The sequence below is a fragment of the Citrobacter sp. RHBSTW-00671 genome, assembly GCF_014103415.1.
Taxonomy (GTDB): domain Bacteria; phylum Pseudomonadota; class Gammaproteobacteria; order Enterobacterales; family Enterobacteriaceae; genus Citrobacter.
In genome coordinates this window covers 809,344-825,002 of sequence record NZ_JABXPR010000001.1, presented here as the reverse complement: position 1 = coordinate 825,002, position 15,659 = coordinate 809,344, and the positions used below count along the sequence as shown (strand labels likewise).

The 15,659-nt window shown below is 52.6% G+C and carries 17 protein-coding genes; 3 read left to right on the top strand and 14 right to left on the bottom strand.

What is annotated here, in order from left to right:
* Nucleotides 1-90: 90 nt before the first annotated feature.
* From ugpB to livK, 8 genes are all read right to left on the bottom strand, one after another.
* Nucleotides 91-1,407: a sn-glycerol-3-phosphate ABC transporter substrate-binding protein UgpB gene (gene ugpB, locus HV261_RS03920; protein ID WP_202037531.1), complete on the bottom strand. Its 1,317-nt coding sequence runs from the start codon at nucleotides 1,405-1,407 to the stop codon at nucleotides 91-93.
* 237 nt (nucleotides 1,408-1,644) lie between these two features.
* Complete coding sequence (locus tag HV261_RS03915; RefSeq protein ID WP_202037530.1) at nucleotides 1,645-2,052, bottom strand: dTDP-glucose pyrophosphorylase; 408 nt, start codon at nucleotides 2,050-2,052, stop codon at nucleotides 1,645-1,647.
* 115 nt (nucleotides 2,053-2,167) lie between these two features.
* On the bottom strand, nucleotides 2,168-2,449 hold the full coding sequence (locus HV261_RS03910) for a hypothetical protein (protein WP_202037529.1): 282 nt from the start codon (nucleotides 2,447-2,449) through the stop codon (nucleotides 2,168-2,170).
* A 101-nt stretch (nucleotides 2,450-2,550) separates the two neighbouring features.
* Nucleotides 2,551-3,264 carry a high-affinity branched-chain amino acid ABC transporter ATP-binding protein LivF gene (livF, locus tag HV261_RS03905; RefSeq protein WP_137381968.1) on the bottom strand — a complete coding sequence of 238 codons (714 nt, stop codon included), beginning with the start codon at nucleotides 3,262-3,264 and terminating at the stop codon, nucleotides 2,551-2,553.
* A 17-nt stretch (nucleotides 3,265-3,281) separates the two neighbouring features.
* Complete coding sequence (livG, locus tag HV261_RS03900) at nucleotides 3,282-4,049, bottom strand: high-affinity branched-chain amino acid ABC transporter ATP-binding protein LivG (protein ID WP_048213581.1); 768 nt, start codon at nucleotides 4,047-4,049, stop codon at nucleotides 3,282-3,284.
* On the bottom strand, nucleotides 4,046-5,323 hold the full coding sequence (gene livM / locus HV261_RS03895; protein ID WP_202037528.1) for a branched chain amino acid ABC transporter permease LivM: 1,278 nt from the start codon (nucleotides 5,321-5,323) through the stop codon (nucleotides 4,046-4,048). The genes livG and livM overlap by 4 nt, the downstream gene beginning before the upstream one ends.
* A complete protein-coding gene (livH, locus tag HV261_RS03890; RefSeq protein ID WP_003023435.1) occupies nucleotides 5,320-6,246 on the bottom strand; it encodes a high-affinity branched-chain amino acid ABC transporter permease LivH in 927 nt (308 codons plus the stop codon). Before livH ends, livM begins: the two co-directional genes overlap by 4 nt.
* Nucleotides 6,247-6,307: 61 nt before the next feature.
* Entirely contained in the window at nucleotides 6,308-7,417 is a 1,110-nt protein-coding gene (gene livK / locus HV261_RS03885; RefSeq protein ID WP_202037527.1) for a high-affinity branched-chain amino acid ABC transporter substrate-binding protein LivK, read from the bottom strand.
* 423 nt (nucleotides 7,418-7,840) lie between these two features.
* On the opposite strand from livK, the gene panM reads away from it, so the two are divergent.
* On the top strand, nucleotides 7,841-8,224 hold the full coding sequence (gene panM / locus HV261_RS03880; RefSeq protein ID WP_202039655.1) for an aspartate 1-decarboxylase autocleavage activator PanM: 384 nt from the start codon (nucleotides 7,841-7,843) through the stop codon (nucleotides 8,222-8,224).
* 86 nt (nucleotides 8,225-8,310) lie between these two features.
* On the opposite strand, the gene livJ is transcribed toward panM, so the two are convergent.
* The 5 genes from livJ to ftsY all read right to left on the bottom strand — a co-directional run bounded on the left by livJ (nucleotide 8,311) and on the right by ftsY (nucleotide 14,097).
* Nucleotides 8,311-9,414 (bottom strand): branched chain amino acid ABC transporter substrate-binding protein LivJ, encoded by a 1,104-nt coding sequence (gene livJ, locus HV261_RS03875; RefSeq protein WP_170974354.1) that lies wholly within the window; start codon nucleotides 9,412-9,414, stop codon nucleotides 8,311-8,313.
* A gap of 320 nt (nucleotides 9,415-9,734) precedes the next feature.
* Nucleotides 9,735-10,589: an RNA polymerase sigma factor RpoH gene (gene rpoH, locus HV261_RS03870; RefSeq protein ID WP_003023425.1), complete on the bottom strand. Its 855-nt coding sequence runs from the start codon at nucleotides 10,587-10,589 to the stop codon at nucleotides 9,735-9,737.
* A gap of 253 nt (nucleotides 10,590-10,842) precedes the next feature.
* Nucleotides 10,843-11,901 carry a permease-like cell division protein FtsX gene (gene ftsX, locus HV261_RS03865; RefSeq protein WP_202037526.1) on the bottom strand — a complete coding sequence of 353 codons (1,059 nt, stop codon included), beginning with the start codon at nucleotides 11,899-11,901 and terminating at the stop codon, nucleotides 10,843-10,845.
* A complete protein-coding gene (ftsE, locus tag HV261_RS03860; protein WP_137381973.1) occupies nucleotides 11,894-12,562 on the bottom strand; it encodes a cell division ATP-binding protein FtsE in 669 nt (222 codons plus the stop codon). The genes ftsX and ftsE overlap by 8 nt, the downstream gene beginning before the upstream one ends.
* 2 nt (nucleotides 12,563-12,564) lie before the next feature.
* The gene (gene ftsY / locus HV261_RS03855) at nucleotides 12,565-14,097 is read right to left on the bottom strand and encodes a signal recognition particle-docking protein FtsY (protein WP_202037525.1); all 1,533 of its coding nucleotides are present in this window, start codon (nucleotides 14,095-14,097) and stop codon (nucleotides 12,565-12,567) included.
* A 151-nt stretch (nucleotides 14,098-14,248) separates the two neighbouring features.
* On the opposite strand from ftsY, the gene rsmD reads away from it, so the two are divergent.
* Together rsmD and HV261_RS03845 are read left to right on the top strand one after the other, a co-directional pair.
* Nucleotides 14,249-14,845: a 16S rRNA (guanine(966)-N(2))-methyltransferase gene (rsmD, locus tag HV261_RS03850; RefSeq protein ID WP_202037524.1), complete on the top strand. Its 597-nt coding sequence runs from the start codon at nucleotides 14,249-14,251 to the stop codon at nucleotides 14,843-14,845.
* Nucleotides 14,835-15,110, top strand: a complete 276-nt coding sequence (locus HV261_RS03845) for a DUF1145 family protein (protein WP_202037523.1) — start codon at nucleotides 14,835-14,837, stop codon at nucleotides 15,108-15,110. Before rsmD ends, HV261_RS03845 begins: the two co-directional genes overlap by 11 nt.
* Before the next feature lie 67 nt (nucleotides 15,111-15,177).
* On the opposite strand, the gene HV261_RS03840 is transcribed toward HV261_RS03845, so the two are convergent.
* A complete protein-coding gene (locus HV261_RS03840; protein WP_202037522.1) occupies nucleotides 15,178-15,549 on the bottom strand; it encodes a DUF2500 domain-containing protein in 372 nt (123 codons plus the stop codon).
* Nucleotides 15,550-15,659: the final 110 nt, after the last annotated feature.

Here is a 15,659-nt window from a genome sequence, read left to right as displayed (position 1 = left end):
GCCGGATGGCGGTGCAAGCACCTTATCCGGCCTACAAACTACGCGTATTTGTAGGCCGGGTAAGGCAGAGCCGCCACCCGGCATTTCACATTACGATTTCGTCGATTGCTCAAAGCGGCGCAGTAACTGGTTGCCACGTTCAACGGCGGCATCCAGCGCCTGCTGCGGGGTTTTCTTCCCGGTCCAGACACTTTCCAGCTCTTCATCCACGATGGTACGGATCTGCGGCATATTGCCCAGACGCAGCCCTTTGGTGAACGGCAACGGCGGCTTGTTCAGCATCTGACGAGTGGCGATATCCGCGCCGGGGTTCTTATCATAGAAACCCTGCTCGCGGGTCAGATCGTAGGCGGCGGTGGTGATAGGCAGATAACCTGTCTTCTGATGCCATTCAGCAGCAATTTCAGGTTTCGCCAGGAAGTTGAGGAATTCCGCGACGCCCTGGTAGGTTGCTTTGTCTTTACCCTGCATCACCCACAGACTGGCCCCCCCAATAATGGCGTTCTGTGGTGCACCTTTCACATCAGCATCGTACGGCATCATACCAACGCCATAGTTGAATTTAGCGTAGTGGCGGATATCCGCCAGAGAGCCGGACGACGCGGTGGTAATCGCACAATCACCGTTGTAGAACTTCTCGGTGGATTCATCTTTACGCCCGAAGTAGCTGAAATCGCCCTTTTTATTCAGCTCTTCCAGCAGCGCGATATGTTTCACCTGCTCCGGCTTGTTGAACTCCAGTACGGCATCAGTACCGTCAAAACCGTTATTTTTAGTCGCGACCGGTAATCCGTTCCAGGCGCTGAAGTTTTCAATCTGGATCCAGCCCTGCCAGCCGCTGGCATACCCGCACTTCATACCCGCGGCTTTCAGCTTCGCGGTGTATTCCGCCAGATCCTGCCAGGTTTTCGGCGGTTGCTCAGGATCTAAACCGGCTTTTTTGAAGGCGTCTTTGTTGTAGTACAGCACCGGAGTGGAACTGTTAAACGGCTGAGAGAGCAAGTGTCCGGTTTTAGAGTCGGTGTAATAACCTGAAACCGTCGGCACGAACTGAGATTCGTCGAAGTTAATCCCGGCCTCTTTAAACACTTCGTAGACCGGTTTAATGGCTTTGGAGGCCATCATCGTGGCGGTACCGACTTCATAAACCTGCAGCAGTGCAGGTGCGTTTCCGGTACGGAAGGCGGCAATACCCGCGCTCAGACTCTGCTCATAGTTGCCTTTGTACTGCGGAACAATTTTGTAGTCCGGATGAGCCTCATTAAAACGTTGCGCCAGTGAATCAACTTCTTTACCCAGTTCGCCTTCCATTGAATGCCAGAACGGGATGGTGGTAACGGCCAGTGCCTGACCTGCAAATGCCAGGCTAAGTGCCAGTCCTAAAGCTGTATGTCGTAACGATATCATCGGTTATCTCTCTTGTTGTGCCGTATGCGCGATATCACGCGTTTTATGCTCGCGGGGGTAACATGACATGCTCGAATGACAGAAAAATAACTTTTTTATTACAAAAAAAAGATAGTAAGACGACAAACAGATGGCAAGGCGGTGAAAGCGGAGTGACAGGAAAATGCGGGGTGGAGCACAACAAAGCCGGGGAGGTGCCTTACCCGGCCCATAAAAAGATTTGCCGTACAGATGAGATCACTCAGGTTGTGCGAACGTAAACTCCAGCGCCAGGCCCAGGATCTGCATACCATGAATGTTATCTTCCGGAGATATCGCTACCAGGCTTTCCAGAAACTTGAGTCGCCGTGACTGGGCGTTAATGATGAGTTTTCCCCGTAATGCAGGAAGCTTCAGCGAAGAGATGGGATAAACCACGCGCCCACAGACTTCCACCGGCAGCCTGCGCAAATCGACTTGCTGAAGTACGCCCACAGAGGAATACAGCAGCGCTACAGGCGTTACGGCGAGCAACGGTGAGGGACTAATACTGACAAAATCCAGCAGAAGTTCTGGACGCAGATAGTTCAGCCCATTAAACGAAACCGTGACGCCATCAATTGCGGGCATGGGCTGCACATTAGTTTGACGCGGTGAATCATTCATGCAATTACCATTGATATAAAATATAAATCAAGCTATTGATTATACTGAATATAGCGTACAAATGCTGGGACAGAACTCGCAATCCCTGAAGGTATGAATGATTGCGTTGCCAGTCTTACTCTCTTCGCCAGCGGCGTTCATATTCGTTCTGTAAACGCTGCTGCTCCCGCCGCTCACGGTCACGCTGGATATCCGATTTTTCATCTTCCCAGCCCGGACACACTGAACTGCTGAATACCTCGCAGGGTGAGTTGGATTGTGCTGACGGGTTGACCGGCTTTTCTTGCCAGATCGCAGGATCGCGCGGATCGAAAGTTTGCTCTTTCACTGCCTGCGCACTGAATGAGCAGGCCACTAGCAGACTTCCAATCGCCATACAGGCACCTGAACGTGTCATCCTTTCTCCGTGTTCATTTTTATTATTGATAATCATTATCAATAATAACATAGCGCAATAAAAAAGGGGCCTGCTGAGCCCCTTGTCTATTTAGATAACGGTTAACCGCCCAGATAAGCGCTACGCACCGCTTCGTTCGCCAGCAATGCATCACCGGTATCTTCCAGCACCACGTGACCGTTTTCCAGCACGTACCCACGGTCAGCGAGTTTCAGTGCCTGGTTGGCGTTTTGTTCGACGAGGAAAATTGTCATCCCCTGCTCGCGCAATTGCTCAATGGTGTTAAAGATCTGCTGGATGATGATCGGTGCCAACCCCAGAGACGGCTCATCGAGGAGCAACAAACGCGGCTGGCTCATCAAAGCCCGGCCAATCGCCAGCATCTGCTGCTCACCACCAGACATGGTTCCCGCACGCTGAATACGACGCTCATGCAGACGTGGAAACAGGTCGTATACCCACTTGATACGCTCCTGGAACTGGTCGCGCTCGGCAAAAAAGCCCCCCATCGCCAGGTTCTCTTCTACCGTCATACGGGAAAACACGCGACGCCCTTCCGGGACAATCGCCACCGCTTCACGCATGATTTTTGCCGTCTGCCAGTCGGTAATATCTTTACCATCAAAGACAATACGCCCACTTGTTGCCCGAGGATCGCCGCACAGCGTTCCGAGCAGCGTGGTTTTCCCCGCACCGTTGGCACCGATAAGCGTCACGATTTCACCCTGATTGATGTACAAGCTGACATCGTGCAGTGCCTGGATCTTGCCGTAGTGGGCGTTGACGTTGTCAAAAGACAACATGACTTTTTCCATCTTATGCCTCACCACCATTATGCTTCACCTAAATAGGCGCGGATCACGTCCGGGTTGTTACGAATCTGCTCCGGTGTCCCGTTCGCCAGCGGCGTCCCCTGGTTCACCACGTAAATACGGTCTGAAATGCCCATCACCAGCTTCATGTCGTGCTCAATCAGCAAAATGGTGGTGTCGTGATGATCGCGCAGTTCAGCAATCAGCTCGTCCAGCTCTTTGGTTTCTTTCGGGTTGAGGCCCGCAGCAGGTTCATCGAGCATCAGAATTTCCGGCTGAGTGACCATACAACGGATAATCTCAAGGCGGCGCTGGTCGCCATAGGCCAGGTTGCTCGCCTGCCGGTTAGCATGCTGCAGCAGGCCGATACGATCAAGCCAGGTGGCGGCGCGGTCCAGCGCTTCATCCTGCGCGCGGCGAAAAGCCGGAGTTTTTAACAGCCCGGAGAAAACCCCAGCTTTCAGTTGCTGATGTTGCGCCACCAGTAGGTTTTCAATCACCGTCATTTCGCGAAACAGACGCACATGCTGGAAGGTACGCACCACGCCCATACGCGCAATTTGCTGGCCCGGCAGCCCTTCAAGGTGCTGGTCGCGCAGCTTAATTGTCCCGCCGGTCGGCTTATAGAACCCGGTCAGGCAGTTGAAGACCGTGGTTTTCCCCGCGCCGTTCGGGCCAATCAGAGAGACAATCTCTTTTTTATGCAAATCCAAAGACACATTGTTGACCGCCAGCAGGCCGCCAAAACGCATCATCAGGCCGCTAACCGATAATAATGGCTGACTCATGCCTGCTCTCCTTTGGCTTCCCCGTTTTTCAGCTTCAACTGTGGACGGGTCATCGGCAGCAAGCCCTGCGGACGCCAGATCATCATCAGTACCATCAAACCACCCAGCATTAACATGCTGTATTCATTGAAATCACGCATCAGTTCACGTGAGACCACCAGCAGGATGGCCGCCAGGATCACCGCAAACTGCGATCCCATCCCCCCCAGCACGACAATCGCCAGCACAAAGGCCGACTCGGCAAAGGTGAACGATTCCGGACTGACGAAACCCTGGCGCGCGGCAAACAGCGTTCCGGCAAAACCGGCAAACGCAGCGCTGATGGTAAAGGCGGTTAGCTTGATGCGCGTAGGGTTTAAGCCCAGTGAACGGCAGGCGATTTCATCTTCACGCAGCGCTTCCCATGCACGGCCCAGCGGCATACGCAACAGGCGGTTGATGACAAACAGCGAGAAGACCACCAGCAGCAGCGCCACCAGGTAGAGGAAAATCACACGGTCAGACGGGTCATACTTCACGCCAAAGAAGTTGCTGAAGGTATCCCAGCCGCCTTCACGGGCGCTACGGCTGAATTCCAGACCGAAAAAGGTGGGTTTAGGGATCTGGCTGATACCGTTCGGGCCACCGGTGACTTCGGTATTATTGAGCAACAGGATACGCACGATTTCGCCAAAGCCTAAGGTCACTATCGCCAGGTAGTCGCCGCGCAGACGCAGAACCGGGAAGCCAAGCAGGAATCCTGCCGCCGCCGATACCAGTCCCGCCAACGGCAAACAGGTCCAGAAACCAAGACCGTAATAGTGATTCAGCAGCGCAAAGGTATACGCACCAATGGCATAGAATCCGCCGTAACCCAGCACCAGCAAGCCGGAAAGGCCGACCACCACGTTTAAGCCGAGGCCGAGGATGATATAAATCATCGTCAGCGTAGCGATATCCACCGTGCCGCGCGACACCATAAACGGCCATGCGACAGCAATCACCAGCAGCGCCACCAGGAACAGCTTCTGTTTGACGGTTGAGCCATCAATCGCCGGCAGAATGAACTTCGGTCCGGAGACGCTCTTCAGTCTCTTCTGGAAAACGGGACGCAGCAGTTGGAAAAGAAAGACCACGCCGGTACCGATAAACACCCACTGCCAGCGGATATCCGCAGCGGTATCCACCACCAGCTTCGTGCCATCCAGTTCAAGTTGAACGCCCATGAAGACGCCCGCCAGGATGAAAAACATGACCGCTGAAAGCAGCGCCATTGCAAAATGCATCGGTTTCATACTTTCTCTACCTCCGGGCGACCCAGAATACCGGTCGGCATTACCAGCAGCACCAGAATCAGCAGTGCGAATGACACCACATCTTTGTATTCCGTACTCAGATAAGCAGAGGAGAGCGCTTCCGCCACGCCCAGAATCAGGCCGCCGATCATCGCCCCAGGAATGCTACCGATACCGCCAAGAACCGCCGCGGTAAAGGCTTTCATCCCGGCCATAAAGCCAATATAGGGGTTAATGACACCGTAGAACTGTCCAAGCAACACACCTGCTACCGCCGCCATTGCTGCGCCAATCACAAAAGTCAGCGCGATCACGCGGTCAGTGTTAATGCCGAGCAGGCTGGCCATTTTCAGGTCTTCCGCGCAGGCACGACAGGCGCGTCCCATACGCGAATAGCGGATAAACAGCGTCAGCGCCAGCATCGCAAGGAAGGTCACAATCCAAATAACCAGCTGCATGGTGGTGATGGACGCAGAGAAGTTTTCACTGCTGCCGACAGTCCACTGACCGTTAAACAGGCTGGGCAGCGCCACATCGCGCGAACCTTCAGTCAGGCTGACGTAGTTTTGCAGGAAGATAGACATCCCGATAGCGGAAATCAGCGCGATCAGGCGCTTGGAGCTGCGCACGGGCCGATACGCCACGCGTTCAATGCTCCAGCCGTAGGCGCTGGCAATCACGATGGCACCGACGAAGCCCGCGGCAACCAGCAGCCAACTGGAATCAATGCCCATCATCATTAGCGCTGCGATGATCATGAAGGAGACATAACTGCCGATCATATACACCTCGCCGTGGGCGAAGTTGATCATGCCGATAATGCCGTACACCATCGTGTAACCGATGGCGATCAGCGCGTAGGTGCTTCCCAGCGTGACGCCGTTAAACATCTGCTGCAAGAAATAGAGGAACTGCTCGGACATAAGGTAACCTTTTTAAACCCGCCCGTTTTGCACGGGCGGTGGGATAACGCGTCTTCAGGTATTACTTCGCGACGGTCGATGAACCATCCGCGTGCCACTGGAAGACACCAAACTCAAATCCCTTCAAATCGCCTTTTTCATCCCATTTCAGCGGCCCAATCACGGTATCAGCCCCGTGTGCTTTCAGATCTTTCACCAGGTCTAACGGCTCTTTGCTACCGCTACGATCCATCGCTGTCGCCAGTGACTGAACGGCTGCGTAGGTGATCCATACGTAAGGTCCGGTTGGATCTTTCTTGTCAGCGTTGAGCGCATCGACGATAGCTTTATTCGCCGGGTCCTGGTCATAGCGTTTTGGCATAGTAACCAACATGCCTTCCGCGGCATCACCGGCAATGTTAGACAGTGAGGCATTGCCTACACCTTCTGGTCCCATAAACTGCGTCTTCAGGCCAACTGAACGCGCCTGACGCAGCATTTGCCCCATTTCCGGGTAGTAGCCACCGTAATAAACGAAGTCGATATTTTCTTTTTTCAGGCGGGCGATCAGCGCAGAAAAATCTTTCTCCCCAGCGGTGATCCCATCAAAGAAGACGATGTTGGCTTTTCCTGCTTTCAGGCTGTCCTGCACCGAACGCGCCAGGCCTTCACCGTACTGCTGTTTGTCATGAATGATGGCGATACGCTGTGGCTTCACCTTCTCCAGGATGTATTTCGCAGCAGTCGGCCCCTGAGAGGAGTCCAGACCCGCGGTGCGCATGATGTGCGCGTAACCACGCTGCGTCAGTTCCGGGTTAGTCGCTCCCGGAGAAATCATCAGAATGCCTTCATCTTCGTAAATATCTGATGCCGGTTGAGTCGATGAAGAACACAGGTGACCAATTACGTACTGAATGCCGTCATTGACGATTTTGTTCGCGACGGCAACGGCCTGTTTCGGATCGCAGGCATCGTCATATTCCACGGCAACCAGCTTATCGCCTTTGATCCCGCCTTTGGCATTGATATCTTTAATCGCCTGGCGTGCGCCATTAAATTCCATATCGCCCCACTGCGCGACCGGACCTGACATCGCGCCAACAACAGCGACCTTGATATCCTCCGCCATGACAGCGTGCGACATTGCCAGTGCTATCACCCCTGCGATGATTGTTTTCGCATTCCGTTTCATTACCTGAATCCCCATTCGTGACGTAATTAATATTTTGTATTTATATGGTTAAAAAGCAGACTGTGCTTTTTTTGAACTGTACTATTTTTACCAGTCTCATTAATGGGTTAGCACAGTTTTTTAAGCAAAATAAGGCTAAAATCTCTATATTTCAGTCGATTAAGAAAAGATAATATTCTGCTTTTCACTATAGATAAACAAAAAAAAGTGCGTTTGTCAGCATAAAATAACGGCACAAAGAGCCGAATAAAATGCTGCATTCCAGGGTATTATTCTGCCTGTTTTTCAATCTTTACTGTTTCAAACTGCCATTACTGTTGTCACAAAACGATTAACCTGGTTAATCGCATAAAAAAGAGAAAGCATCCGAGTAAATTATTTCGGTACACTGATTCCATCTTTTGTGATTTGGACATGCTGTTAATGAAGCTGACCATCGTTCGTTTAGAAAACTTCAGTGCTCAGGATCTTATCGATCTTGGCAAAATCTGGCCGGAATATTCCGCCTCATCATTAAGCGTAGATGAAACGCACCGGATCTATGCCGCACGCTTTAACGAGCGCCTGCTTGGCGCAGTTCGCGTAACCCTGAGCGGCACACAAGGCGCGCTGGATTCATTGCGCGTACGCGATATCACCCGTCGTCGTGGCGTTGGGCAGTATTTGGTTGAAGAAACTCTCCGCGAAAACCCGGACGTGAGTTCATGGTGGATGGCGGATGTTGGCGTTGAAGACCGCAGCGTGATGGCAGCGTTTATGCAGGCGTTAGGCTTTACAGCACAGGCGGATGGCTGGGAGAAACGGTAAAAGAAAGCCGGGTGGCGCTTTGCTTACCCGGCCTACGAAGTGCTCGTTGTAGGCCGGGTAAGGCGAAGCCGCCACCCGGCACTCAATTATTTAGCGTCGGTCGCCGTACCATTAGCATGCCAGTCAAACACGCCAAATTCGAAGCCTTTCAGATCGCCTTTCGCATCCCATGACAGCGGCCCCATCACGGTTTCCACTGAGTTTGCTTTCAGGTATTTGGCAATTTCAGCCGGATCGTCAGACTGGTTCAGACCGGCCTGCAAAGACTGCAGTGCGGCGTAGGTCGTCCACACAAATGCACCGCTTGGGTCCTGTTTCTTGGCTTTGATCGCATCCACAATCGGTTTGTTCGCCGGTACCTGGTCGTAGTTCTTCGGCTTAGTCACCAGCAAACCTTCTGCCGATTCACCCGCAATGTTAGACAGCGACACGTTCGCCACCCCTTCAGGCCCCATAAACTGGGTTTTCAGACCCGCGGCGCGTGCCTGGCGCAGGATCTGGCCCATTTCCGGGTGATAACCGCCGTAGTAAACGAAATCGATGTTCTCTTTCTTCAGACGCGCCACCAGCGTAGAGAAGTCTTTCTCACCGGCGGTGATCCCGTCGAAGAACACCACGTCAGCGTTGGCTTTCTTGAGGTTGTCCTGCACGGAGCGCGCCAGGCCTTCGCCGTACTGCTGTTTGTCGTGAACGATAGCAATGCGCTTCGGTTTCACTTTTTCAACGATATATTTGGCGGCCGTTGGGCCCTGATCGGAATCCAGGCCGGTGGTACGCATCACCAGTTTATAGCCGCGTGCGGTGAGTTCCGGTGCCGTTGCCGCAGGGGTGATCATCAGAATACCTTCGTCTTCATAGATATCTGACGCAGGTTGAGTGGACGATGAGCACAGGTGGCCGATAACGTATTTAATCCCGTCGTTGACCACTTTGTTAGCAACCGCTACCGCTTGTTTCGGGTCACAGGCATCGTCATATTTCACCATGACCAGTTTGTCGCCCTTCACGCCGCCCTTGGCGTTGATATCTGCAATGGCCTGTTCTGCGCCGGTAAATTCCTGATCGCCATACTGCGCCACCGGGCCGGACATCGCGCCGACGACGGCAACTTTAATATCCTTAGCAAAGGCCATATTGCTCAAAGACAGGGCGATACATCCTGCCAATAACGCTTTACCCTTCATATTCATCCTGACAATCCCCATTATTGTGGTTATTACGTGTGTTGTGATGTTGTTATTCAGCACTTTATATCGATTATTGGATAGCTACCCGTGCTTTAGCAGCATACTCTGCTAAAACATACCCGATTTTTATTATTTTGGAATAGCTAAATTTACATCCAGATAACAAATTCGTATTGGGGGAGAGGAGGAAAGGAAAGGACGTAAGCCCGATAAGCAAAGCGCCATCGGGCAAACATTTTGCCGGATGGCGACGTAAACGCCTTATCCGGCCTAAAAAAAACCCCCGAATTCACATTCGAGGGTTGATTGGCCATTCGTGAAAATTACGCTTCGATTGCGGCGCGCAGTTTTTTCATGGCGTTCTTTTCAAGCTGACGAACACGTTCAGCGGAAACGCCGTAGCGATCGGCCAGTTCCTGCAACGTAGACTTGTTGTCTTCGTCCAGCCAGCGGGCGCGGATAATATCCTGGCTACGCTCGTCCAGACCTTCCATTGCATGAGTCAGCTTGTTCGCGGCCTGATCTTCCCAGTTATCCTCTTCAATGCCATCAGCAAAGTTGGAGGATTTATCCTGCAGATACAGAACCGGAGCCATCGGCTGGCTGTCGGACTCGTCGTCCGAAGACATGTCGAACGTCATGTCCTGCGCCGCCATACGGGATTCCATTTCGCGCACATCTTTGCTGGAAACGCCCAGCTCGCGGGCAACCATTTCCACTTCATCCTGATTAAACCAGCCCAGACGCTGCTTGGTTTTACGCAGGTTAAAGAACAGCTTACGCTGTGCTTTGGTGGTCGCGACTTTCACGATACGCCAGTTACGCAGAACATATTCGTGGATCTCAGCTTTGATCCAGTGCACGGCGAAGGAAACCAGGCGCACACCCACTTCCGGGTTGAATCGACGCACGGCTTTCATCAGGCCGATATTACCTTCCTGAATCAGATCCGCCTGCGGCAGGCCATAGCCCGCGTAGTTACGAGCAACATGAACAACAAAGCGCAGGTGAGACAGGATCAGCGTTTTAGCTGCTTCCAGATCGCCCTGGTAATGCAGCTTTTCAGCCAGCGCCCGCTCCTCGTCAGCCGACAACATCGGCCACGCGTTCGCAGCCCGGATGTAAGACTCCAGGTTACCAACAGGGGCTAAAGCTAAATTTTGCATTTCTTTGGTCATTCAAATCCTCTCAATCTTTGTCATCTGGCGTTGGTAAAAACCAATAGCAACAACCATGCCAGAGCTTATGAGCAACGAGAATATCATTCAATCTTTTATCAGACAGTGATTTTATCCACAAGTTCCATGTCGTAATGTGTATAAATTACGCACAAAATGTGACATCACGATGAATGCGCCGGGAAGAGAAAACAGGGCTCTTTCCCTGCAGAGCGAACTACTCAGTGCAGGGAAAGATTATACCAGAGATTTTTTAATCGGGGGTAAAGTGGCGTAAATGTTGAACCGTGGCAAGCCAGGCTGCCACCCAGCCAATCATTGAGCATACCAGCAGGAGTAGCAGGCACTCATCGAATGATAAGCCGTTGATATCAAACTTCGTTCCGAAAATTTGCGCCACTTCCGTGACTGCTGACGACAGTCGCATCACCAAAATTTCTGACAAAATCAGTGAAAGAAATGCGCCAGAAAAACCGAGCAGCGCGCCGCCGTAGAGGAACGGACGTAGGATAAATCCATCCGTTGCACCAATCAGTTTCTGCACGTTAATGGTATCGCGACGCGCAAAAATGCTCAGACGCACACTGTTACCGATGACCAGGAAGACTGCCGCAACCATCAGCACGCCAATCATCGCGGACACACGACCGACCAGGCCCGTTAACGCCGCCAGTCGCGCAAACCAGCTGTCATCCATGCGTACTTCATCGATACCGTTGATTTGCGCAATGCGATCACGCAGCGTGTTCAGTGATTCCGTGCCCTGGAAATCCAGTTTCGGAATCACCACCGCCACGGCCGGAAGTGGGTTTTCTTCCAGCATATCCAGCGCGCCGCCAAAGCCGGACCAGTTACGGAATTCGCCCAGCGCATCGTCACGGGAGAGGTAATTCACTTTCTCCACGCCCTGCTCGGCCTGTAACTGCCCCACCACACGTGCCGCCGCATCATCATCCAGCGTTTTTTGCAGATATACGGTGATCTGCGGGGACGGGTAATACTGGCTTGCCGCCTGGTTCACGTTCTTGTAGACCATGTAACAAACACTTGGCAACGTCAGTGAGATCGCGATAACCATCACCGTCAGGAACGTCGCCAGCGGCTTGCTTTTCAGATCCTGCAACGCCCCCTGGAACGCATAGCGCACTTGCTCGTTAAAGACGTTGGTTTTACGCGAGTTCGGTTTTGGCGACGCTTTCGCACGTTTTGGCGCGTTGCGACCGCCCTCTCCTGGCGCACCGCCCGATTTACGGAAACGATCCAGTCGTCCACCGAACTGTTTGATTTGATTGATAGCGTCGCGTCTATTCATTCACCAGGCCTCCGTGCAGGTGTCCGTCACTCAGGACAAGCTGGCGATAAGAACGACGGGAGATCAGCCCAATATCGTGCGTCGCCATTAATACCGTTACCCCGACGCGATTAAACTCTTCGAACAGACGCAGGATCCCTTCTGACAGCGCATCATCAAGGTTCCCCGTCGGTTCATCCGCCAGCAGTACCGCAGGCTTGTTCACCACCGCACGGGCGATGCCCACACGCTGCTGTTCACCGCCGGAGAGTTGAATCGGGAAGTTCTTCGCTTTGTCCAACAGCCCGACTTTATCCAGCGCCGCCGACACGCGACGACGAATATCGTCCCCGCTGGCACCCGCAATGATCAGTGGGATTGCCACGTTGTCGAAGACGGTTCTGTCCATCAACAGGTGGTGATCCTGAAAAATCATGCCGATCTGACGACGCAGAAACGGCACTTCACGGTTTTTCAAACGGCTGATGTCGTGCCCGCTGAAGTAGATCTTCCCGGCACTGGGCCGTTCAATTCCACAGATCAGCTTCAGCAGGGTACTTTTACCCGCGCCGGAGTGGCCGGTCAGAAACGCCATCTCGCCAGGCTGCATATGGAATGTGACTCCCTGCAGCGCTTGTCTCCCACCGAGATAGGCCTTGCTGACATGTTCAAAGCGAATCATTGTTAATCCTCTCGGGCAAAAAGTGCCTCTATAAAATCGCCCGCTTTAAACGGACGTAAATCCTCGATACGTTCGCCCACTCCGATATAGCGGATAGGGATGCCAAACTGATCGGCAACCGAGAAAATGACCCCACCTTTCGCCGTTCCGTCCAGCTTGGTCAGGGTGATACCGGTTAAACCCACCGCTTCATGGAACAGTTTGGCCTGGCTTATCGCATTCTGCCCGGTACTGGCATCGATAGTCAGCATAACTTCATGCGGCGCATCAACGTCCAGCTTCTTCATCACGCGAACGATTTTTTTCAATTCTTCCATCAGGTGCGATTTGTTCTGCAAACGCCCTGCGGTATCAGCGATCAGCACATCTACGTTTCGCGCCTTCGCCGCCTGAATGGCGTCAAAGATAACGGACGCGGAATCCGCACCGGTATGCTGAGCAATCACCGGAATATTGTTACGCTGACCCCAGACCTGCAACTGCTCTACCGCCGCGGCACGGAAAGTATCGCCCGCCGCCAACATCACTGATTTACCCTGCTGCTCAAACTGACGCGCCAGCTTGCCAATGGTGGTGGTTTTACCCACGCCGTTAACACCAACCATTAAGATAACAAATGGCGTTTTACCCTCAACATTCAGCGGTTCATCAACTTTAGCCAGAATCTCGCCCATCTCATCTTTCAACAGGCCGTACAACGCTTCTGCATCTTTGAGCTGCTTGCGGCTGGCGCCTTCCGTCAGATTTGCAATGATCTTGCGGGTTGTTTCTACGCCCACATCGGCGATCAGCAGTTGCTCTTCCAACTCTTCAAACAGATCATCGTCGATCTTTTTACCACGGAACAGACTGATAAATCCGGAACCGAGGTTTTCTTTTGTTTTCAGGAGGCTACGCTTCAGGCGCGCAAAGAAACCTTCTTTCGTCGGTTTTTCCTGCTCCTGCACAGCGTCTTCTACCACCGCCTCTTCTGCTGCTGGCGTGTCTTCAACAGGCTCAACAATCGCAGCATCTTCAGCAATTTCTTCCACCGCTTCAGCTGCCAACGCCTGTGATTCCAGCTCTTCATCAGTTAGCTGTGGCTCGTTTTCAGCTTCTTCTTCAACGGCTTCAACAATTTCAACGGTTTCCGCTTCAGCCTGCCACTCTTCTGGTGAAACGTCTTCGGCTTTAACCTCTTCCGGCAGCGGTAATTCTTCGTGTTCGGTCACTGCCGCGGGTGCCGGAGTTTCCACTATGGATTCAACGACCGGTTCAACGTGCGGTTGCTGTTGTTGAACAACAGGTTCTTCTTCCGGCTGCAGTTTTTCAATTTCCGCAACCTGTTCAGTGACGTCAACAACTTCAGCGGCAAAGGCTTCTGTTTCCGCCTCACTATGCGTTTCCTGCGCGCGTGACGGCTCATCAACGACGGTAGCTTCTTCAGTAACCGGTTGTTGCTCTTCGTTTTTTAGTTCTGTCTCGTTTTCCGGTGCCTGCTCTTTTTGACCAAAGCCCAGCCAGGAAAAAAAGCCACGTTTTTTCTCTTTCGCCATTTGCGACTACACTCCCCCGCTGTTGCTTCATGGCACAGCGTCAACGCTATGTACATAGCAGCTAAAAAAATGATGAAATAGTCTATCACTTAACTTAACTCACATCACCGCCTGGAATGACATGCTATAGGCGGATTGAGCAATAATAGAAATGAAAAAACCGAATCACTCAGGCAGCGGTCAGATCCGCATTATTGGCGGGCAATGGCGAGGCCGTAAACTCCCGGTTCCGGACAGTCCGGGTCTACGCCCAACGACCGACCGTGTACGCGAAACGCTGTTTAACTGGCTGGCCCCGGTGATGGTCGATGCTCGTTGCCTTGATTGCTTTGCTGGCAGCGGCGCATTGGCTCTGGAAGCACTCTCCCGCTATGCGGCAGATGCCACGCTTCTGGAGATGGATCGCGCAGTTTCGCAGCAGTTACAAAAAAATCTCGCCACGCTGAAGGCAACACATGCCCGCGTCATCAACGCCAACACCCTGACGTTTTTAGCCCAGACGGGTACACCGCATAACGTGGTGTTTGTTGATCCACCGTTTCGCAAAGGATTACTGGAAGAAACATTAACACTTCTGGAAACTCACGGCTGGCTGGCAAACGAAGCGTATATTTACGTTGAAAGCGAAGTCGAAAACGGCCTGCCTGCGGTTCCGGTTAACTGGTCATTGTATCGCGAAAAAGTGGCTGGGCAGGTTGCTTATCGCCTGTATCAACGTGAAGCACAAGGAGAGCAACATGCTGATTAATCTGGGACGTCTGTTAATGCTGTGTGTCTGGGCATTCCTGCTCCTGAATATTTTTCAACCGTTCCCACGTCCGCTCAATATCTTCGTGAATGTGGCGCTGGTGTTTATGGTGCTGATGCACGGCATGCAGTTGGCGCTGCTGAAATCCACCATGCCGAAAGATGGCCCACAAATGACCCGCGGCGAGAAAATCCGTATTTTTCTGTTTGGCGTATTTGAGTTGCTGGTGTGGCAGAAGAAGATTAAGAGCCAGTTGAAGAAATAAATTGAGATCCCTTCGCCCGGTGGCGCTCTGTTTACCGGGCCTACGGACTTGTAGGCCGGATAAGGCATCAGCCGCCATCCGGCATTCGTTGGGTAAAATCAACAAAACGCGAACCCTTGTAGCTCAGCGTGCCTTTGTCGCCAACCGTTAGCGCATGATACTGCTGGGCATCAAGACGAAAGGTCTGCTCCAGGCCGCCGCTTTGCGGTTTGAAGCTGGCTTCATAGCGCATGCTGGTGCCCGCTGGCGTCACTTCCTGTTGACGTGAACGCCGGTCATTTAGCGGCTTCTCTCGCTTATTACTCACCACCACCCTCTTTTGCACCAACGGTGCAGCATCATTTTCCGCTTTTTCCCGCCGCTGCTGGACAAAGCGAAACGACGCGGCAATAACGATTAAGACAATGATCACAATAAAAAAAAGGGGTGGCTTACTCATATTATTAACCCATCAGAAAATGCGGGAATAAGCATACCTTGCCTGTTATGGTGTTGTCATCTGGCGGTATCGGACTCTACACTGGTCAATAGAGCCGTAAGCACCCCGCT

What these genes read in the sequence shown, in the direction of transcription:
- ugpB (WP_202037531.1), bottom strand. Translation starts at nt 1,407, where the DNA reads ATGATATCGTTACGACATACAGCTTTAGGACTGGCACTTAGCCTGGCA.
- HV261_RS03915 (WP_202037530.1), bottom strand. Translation starts at nt 2,052, where the DNA reads ATGAATGATTCACCGCGTCAAACTAATGTGCAGCCCATGCCCGCAATT.
- HV261_RS03910 (WP_202037529.1), bottom strand. Translation starts at nt 2,449, where the DNA reads ATGACACGTTCAGGTGCCTGTATGGCGATTGGAAGTCTGCTAGTGGCC.
- livF (WP_137381968.1), bottom strand. Translation starts at nt 3,264, where the DNA reads ATGGAAAAAGTCATGTTGTCTTTTGACAACGTCAACGCCCACTACGGC.
- livG (WP_048213581.1), bottom strand. Translation starts at nt 4,049, where the DNA reads ATGAGTCAGCCATTATTATCGGTTAGCGGCCTGATGATGCGTTTTGGC.
- livM (WP_202037528.1), bottom strand. Translation starts at nt 5,323, where the DNA reads ATGAAACCGATGCATTTTGCAATGGCGCTGCTTTCAGCGGTCATGTTT.
- livH (WP_003023435.1), bottom strand. Translation starts at nt 6,246, where the DNA reads ATGTCCGAGCAGTTCCTCTATTTCTTGCAGCAGATGTTTAACGGCGTC.
- livK (WP_202037527.1), bottom strand. Translation starts at nt 7,417, where the DNA reads ATGAAACGGAATGCGAAAACAATCATCGCAGGGGTGATAGCACTGGCA.
- panM (WP_202039655.1), top strand. Translation starts at nt 7,841, where the DNA reads ATGAAGCTGACCATCGTTCGTTTAGAAAACTTCAGTGCTCAGGATCTT.
- livJ (WP_170974354.1), bottom strand. Translation starts at nt 9,414, where the DNA reads ATGAATATGAAGGGTAAAGCGTTATTGGCAGGATGTATCGCCCTGTCT.
- rpoH (WP_003023425.1), bottom strand. Translation starts at nt 10,589, where the DNA reads ATGACCAAAGAAATGCAAAATTTAGCTTTAGCCCCTGTTGGTAACCTG.
- ftsX (WP_202037526.1), bottom strand. Translation starts at nt 11,901, where the DNA reads ATGAATAGACGCGACGCTATCAATCAAATCAAACAGTTCGGTGGACGA.
- ftsE (WP_137381973.1), bottom strand. Translation starts at nt 12,562, where the DNA reads ATGATTCGCTTTGAACATGTCAGCAAGGCCTATCTCGGTGGGAGACAA.
- ftsY (WP_202037525.1), bottom strand. Translation starts at nt 14,097, where the DNA reads ATGGCGAAAGAGAAAAAACGTGGCTTTTTTTCCTGGCTGGGCTTTGGT.
- rsmD (WP_202037524.1), top strand. Translation starts at nt 14,249, where the DNA reads ATGAAAAAACCGAATCACTCAGGCAGCGGTCAGATCCGCATTATTGGC.
- HV261_RS03845 (WP_202037523.1), top strand. Translation starts at nt 14,835, where the DNA reads ATGCTGATTAATCTGGGACGTCTGTTAATGCTGTGTGTCTGGGCATTC.
- HV261_RS03840 (WP_202037522.1), bottom strand. Translation starts at nt 15,549, where the DNA reads ATGAGTAAGCCACCCCTTTTTTTTATTGTGATCATTGTCTTAATCGTT.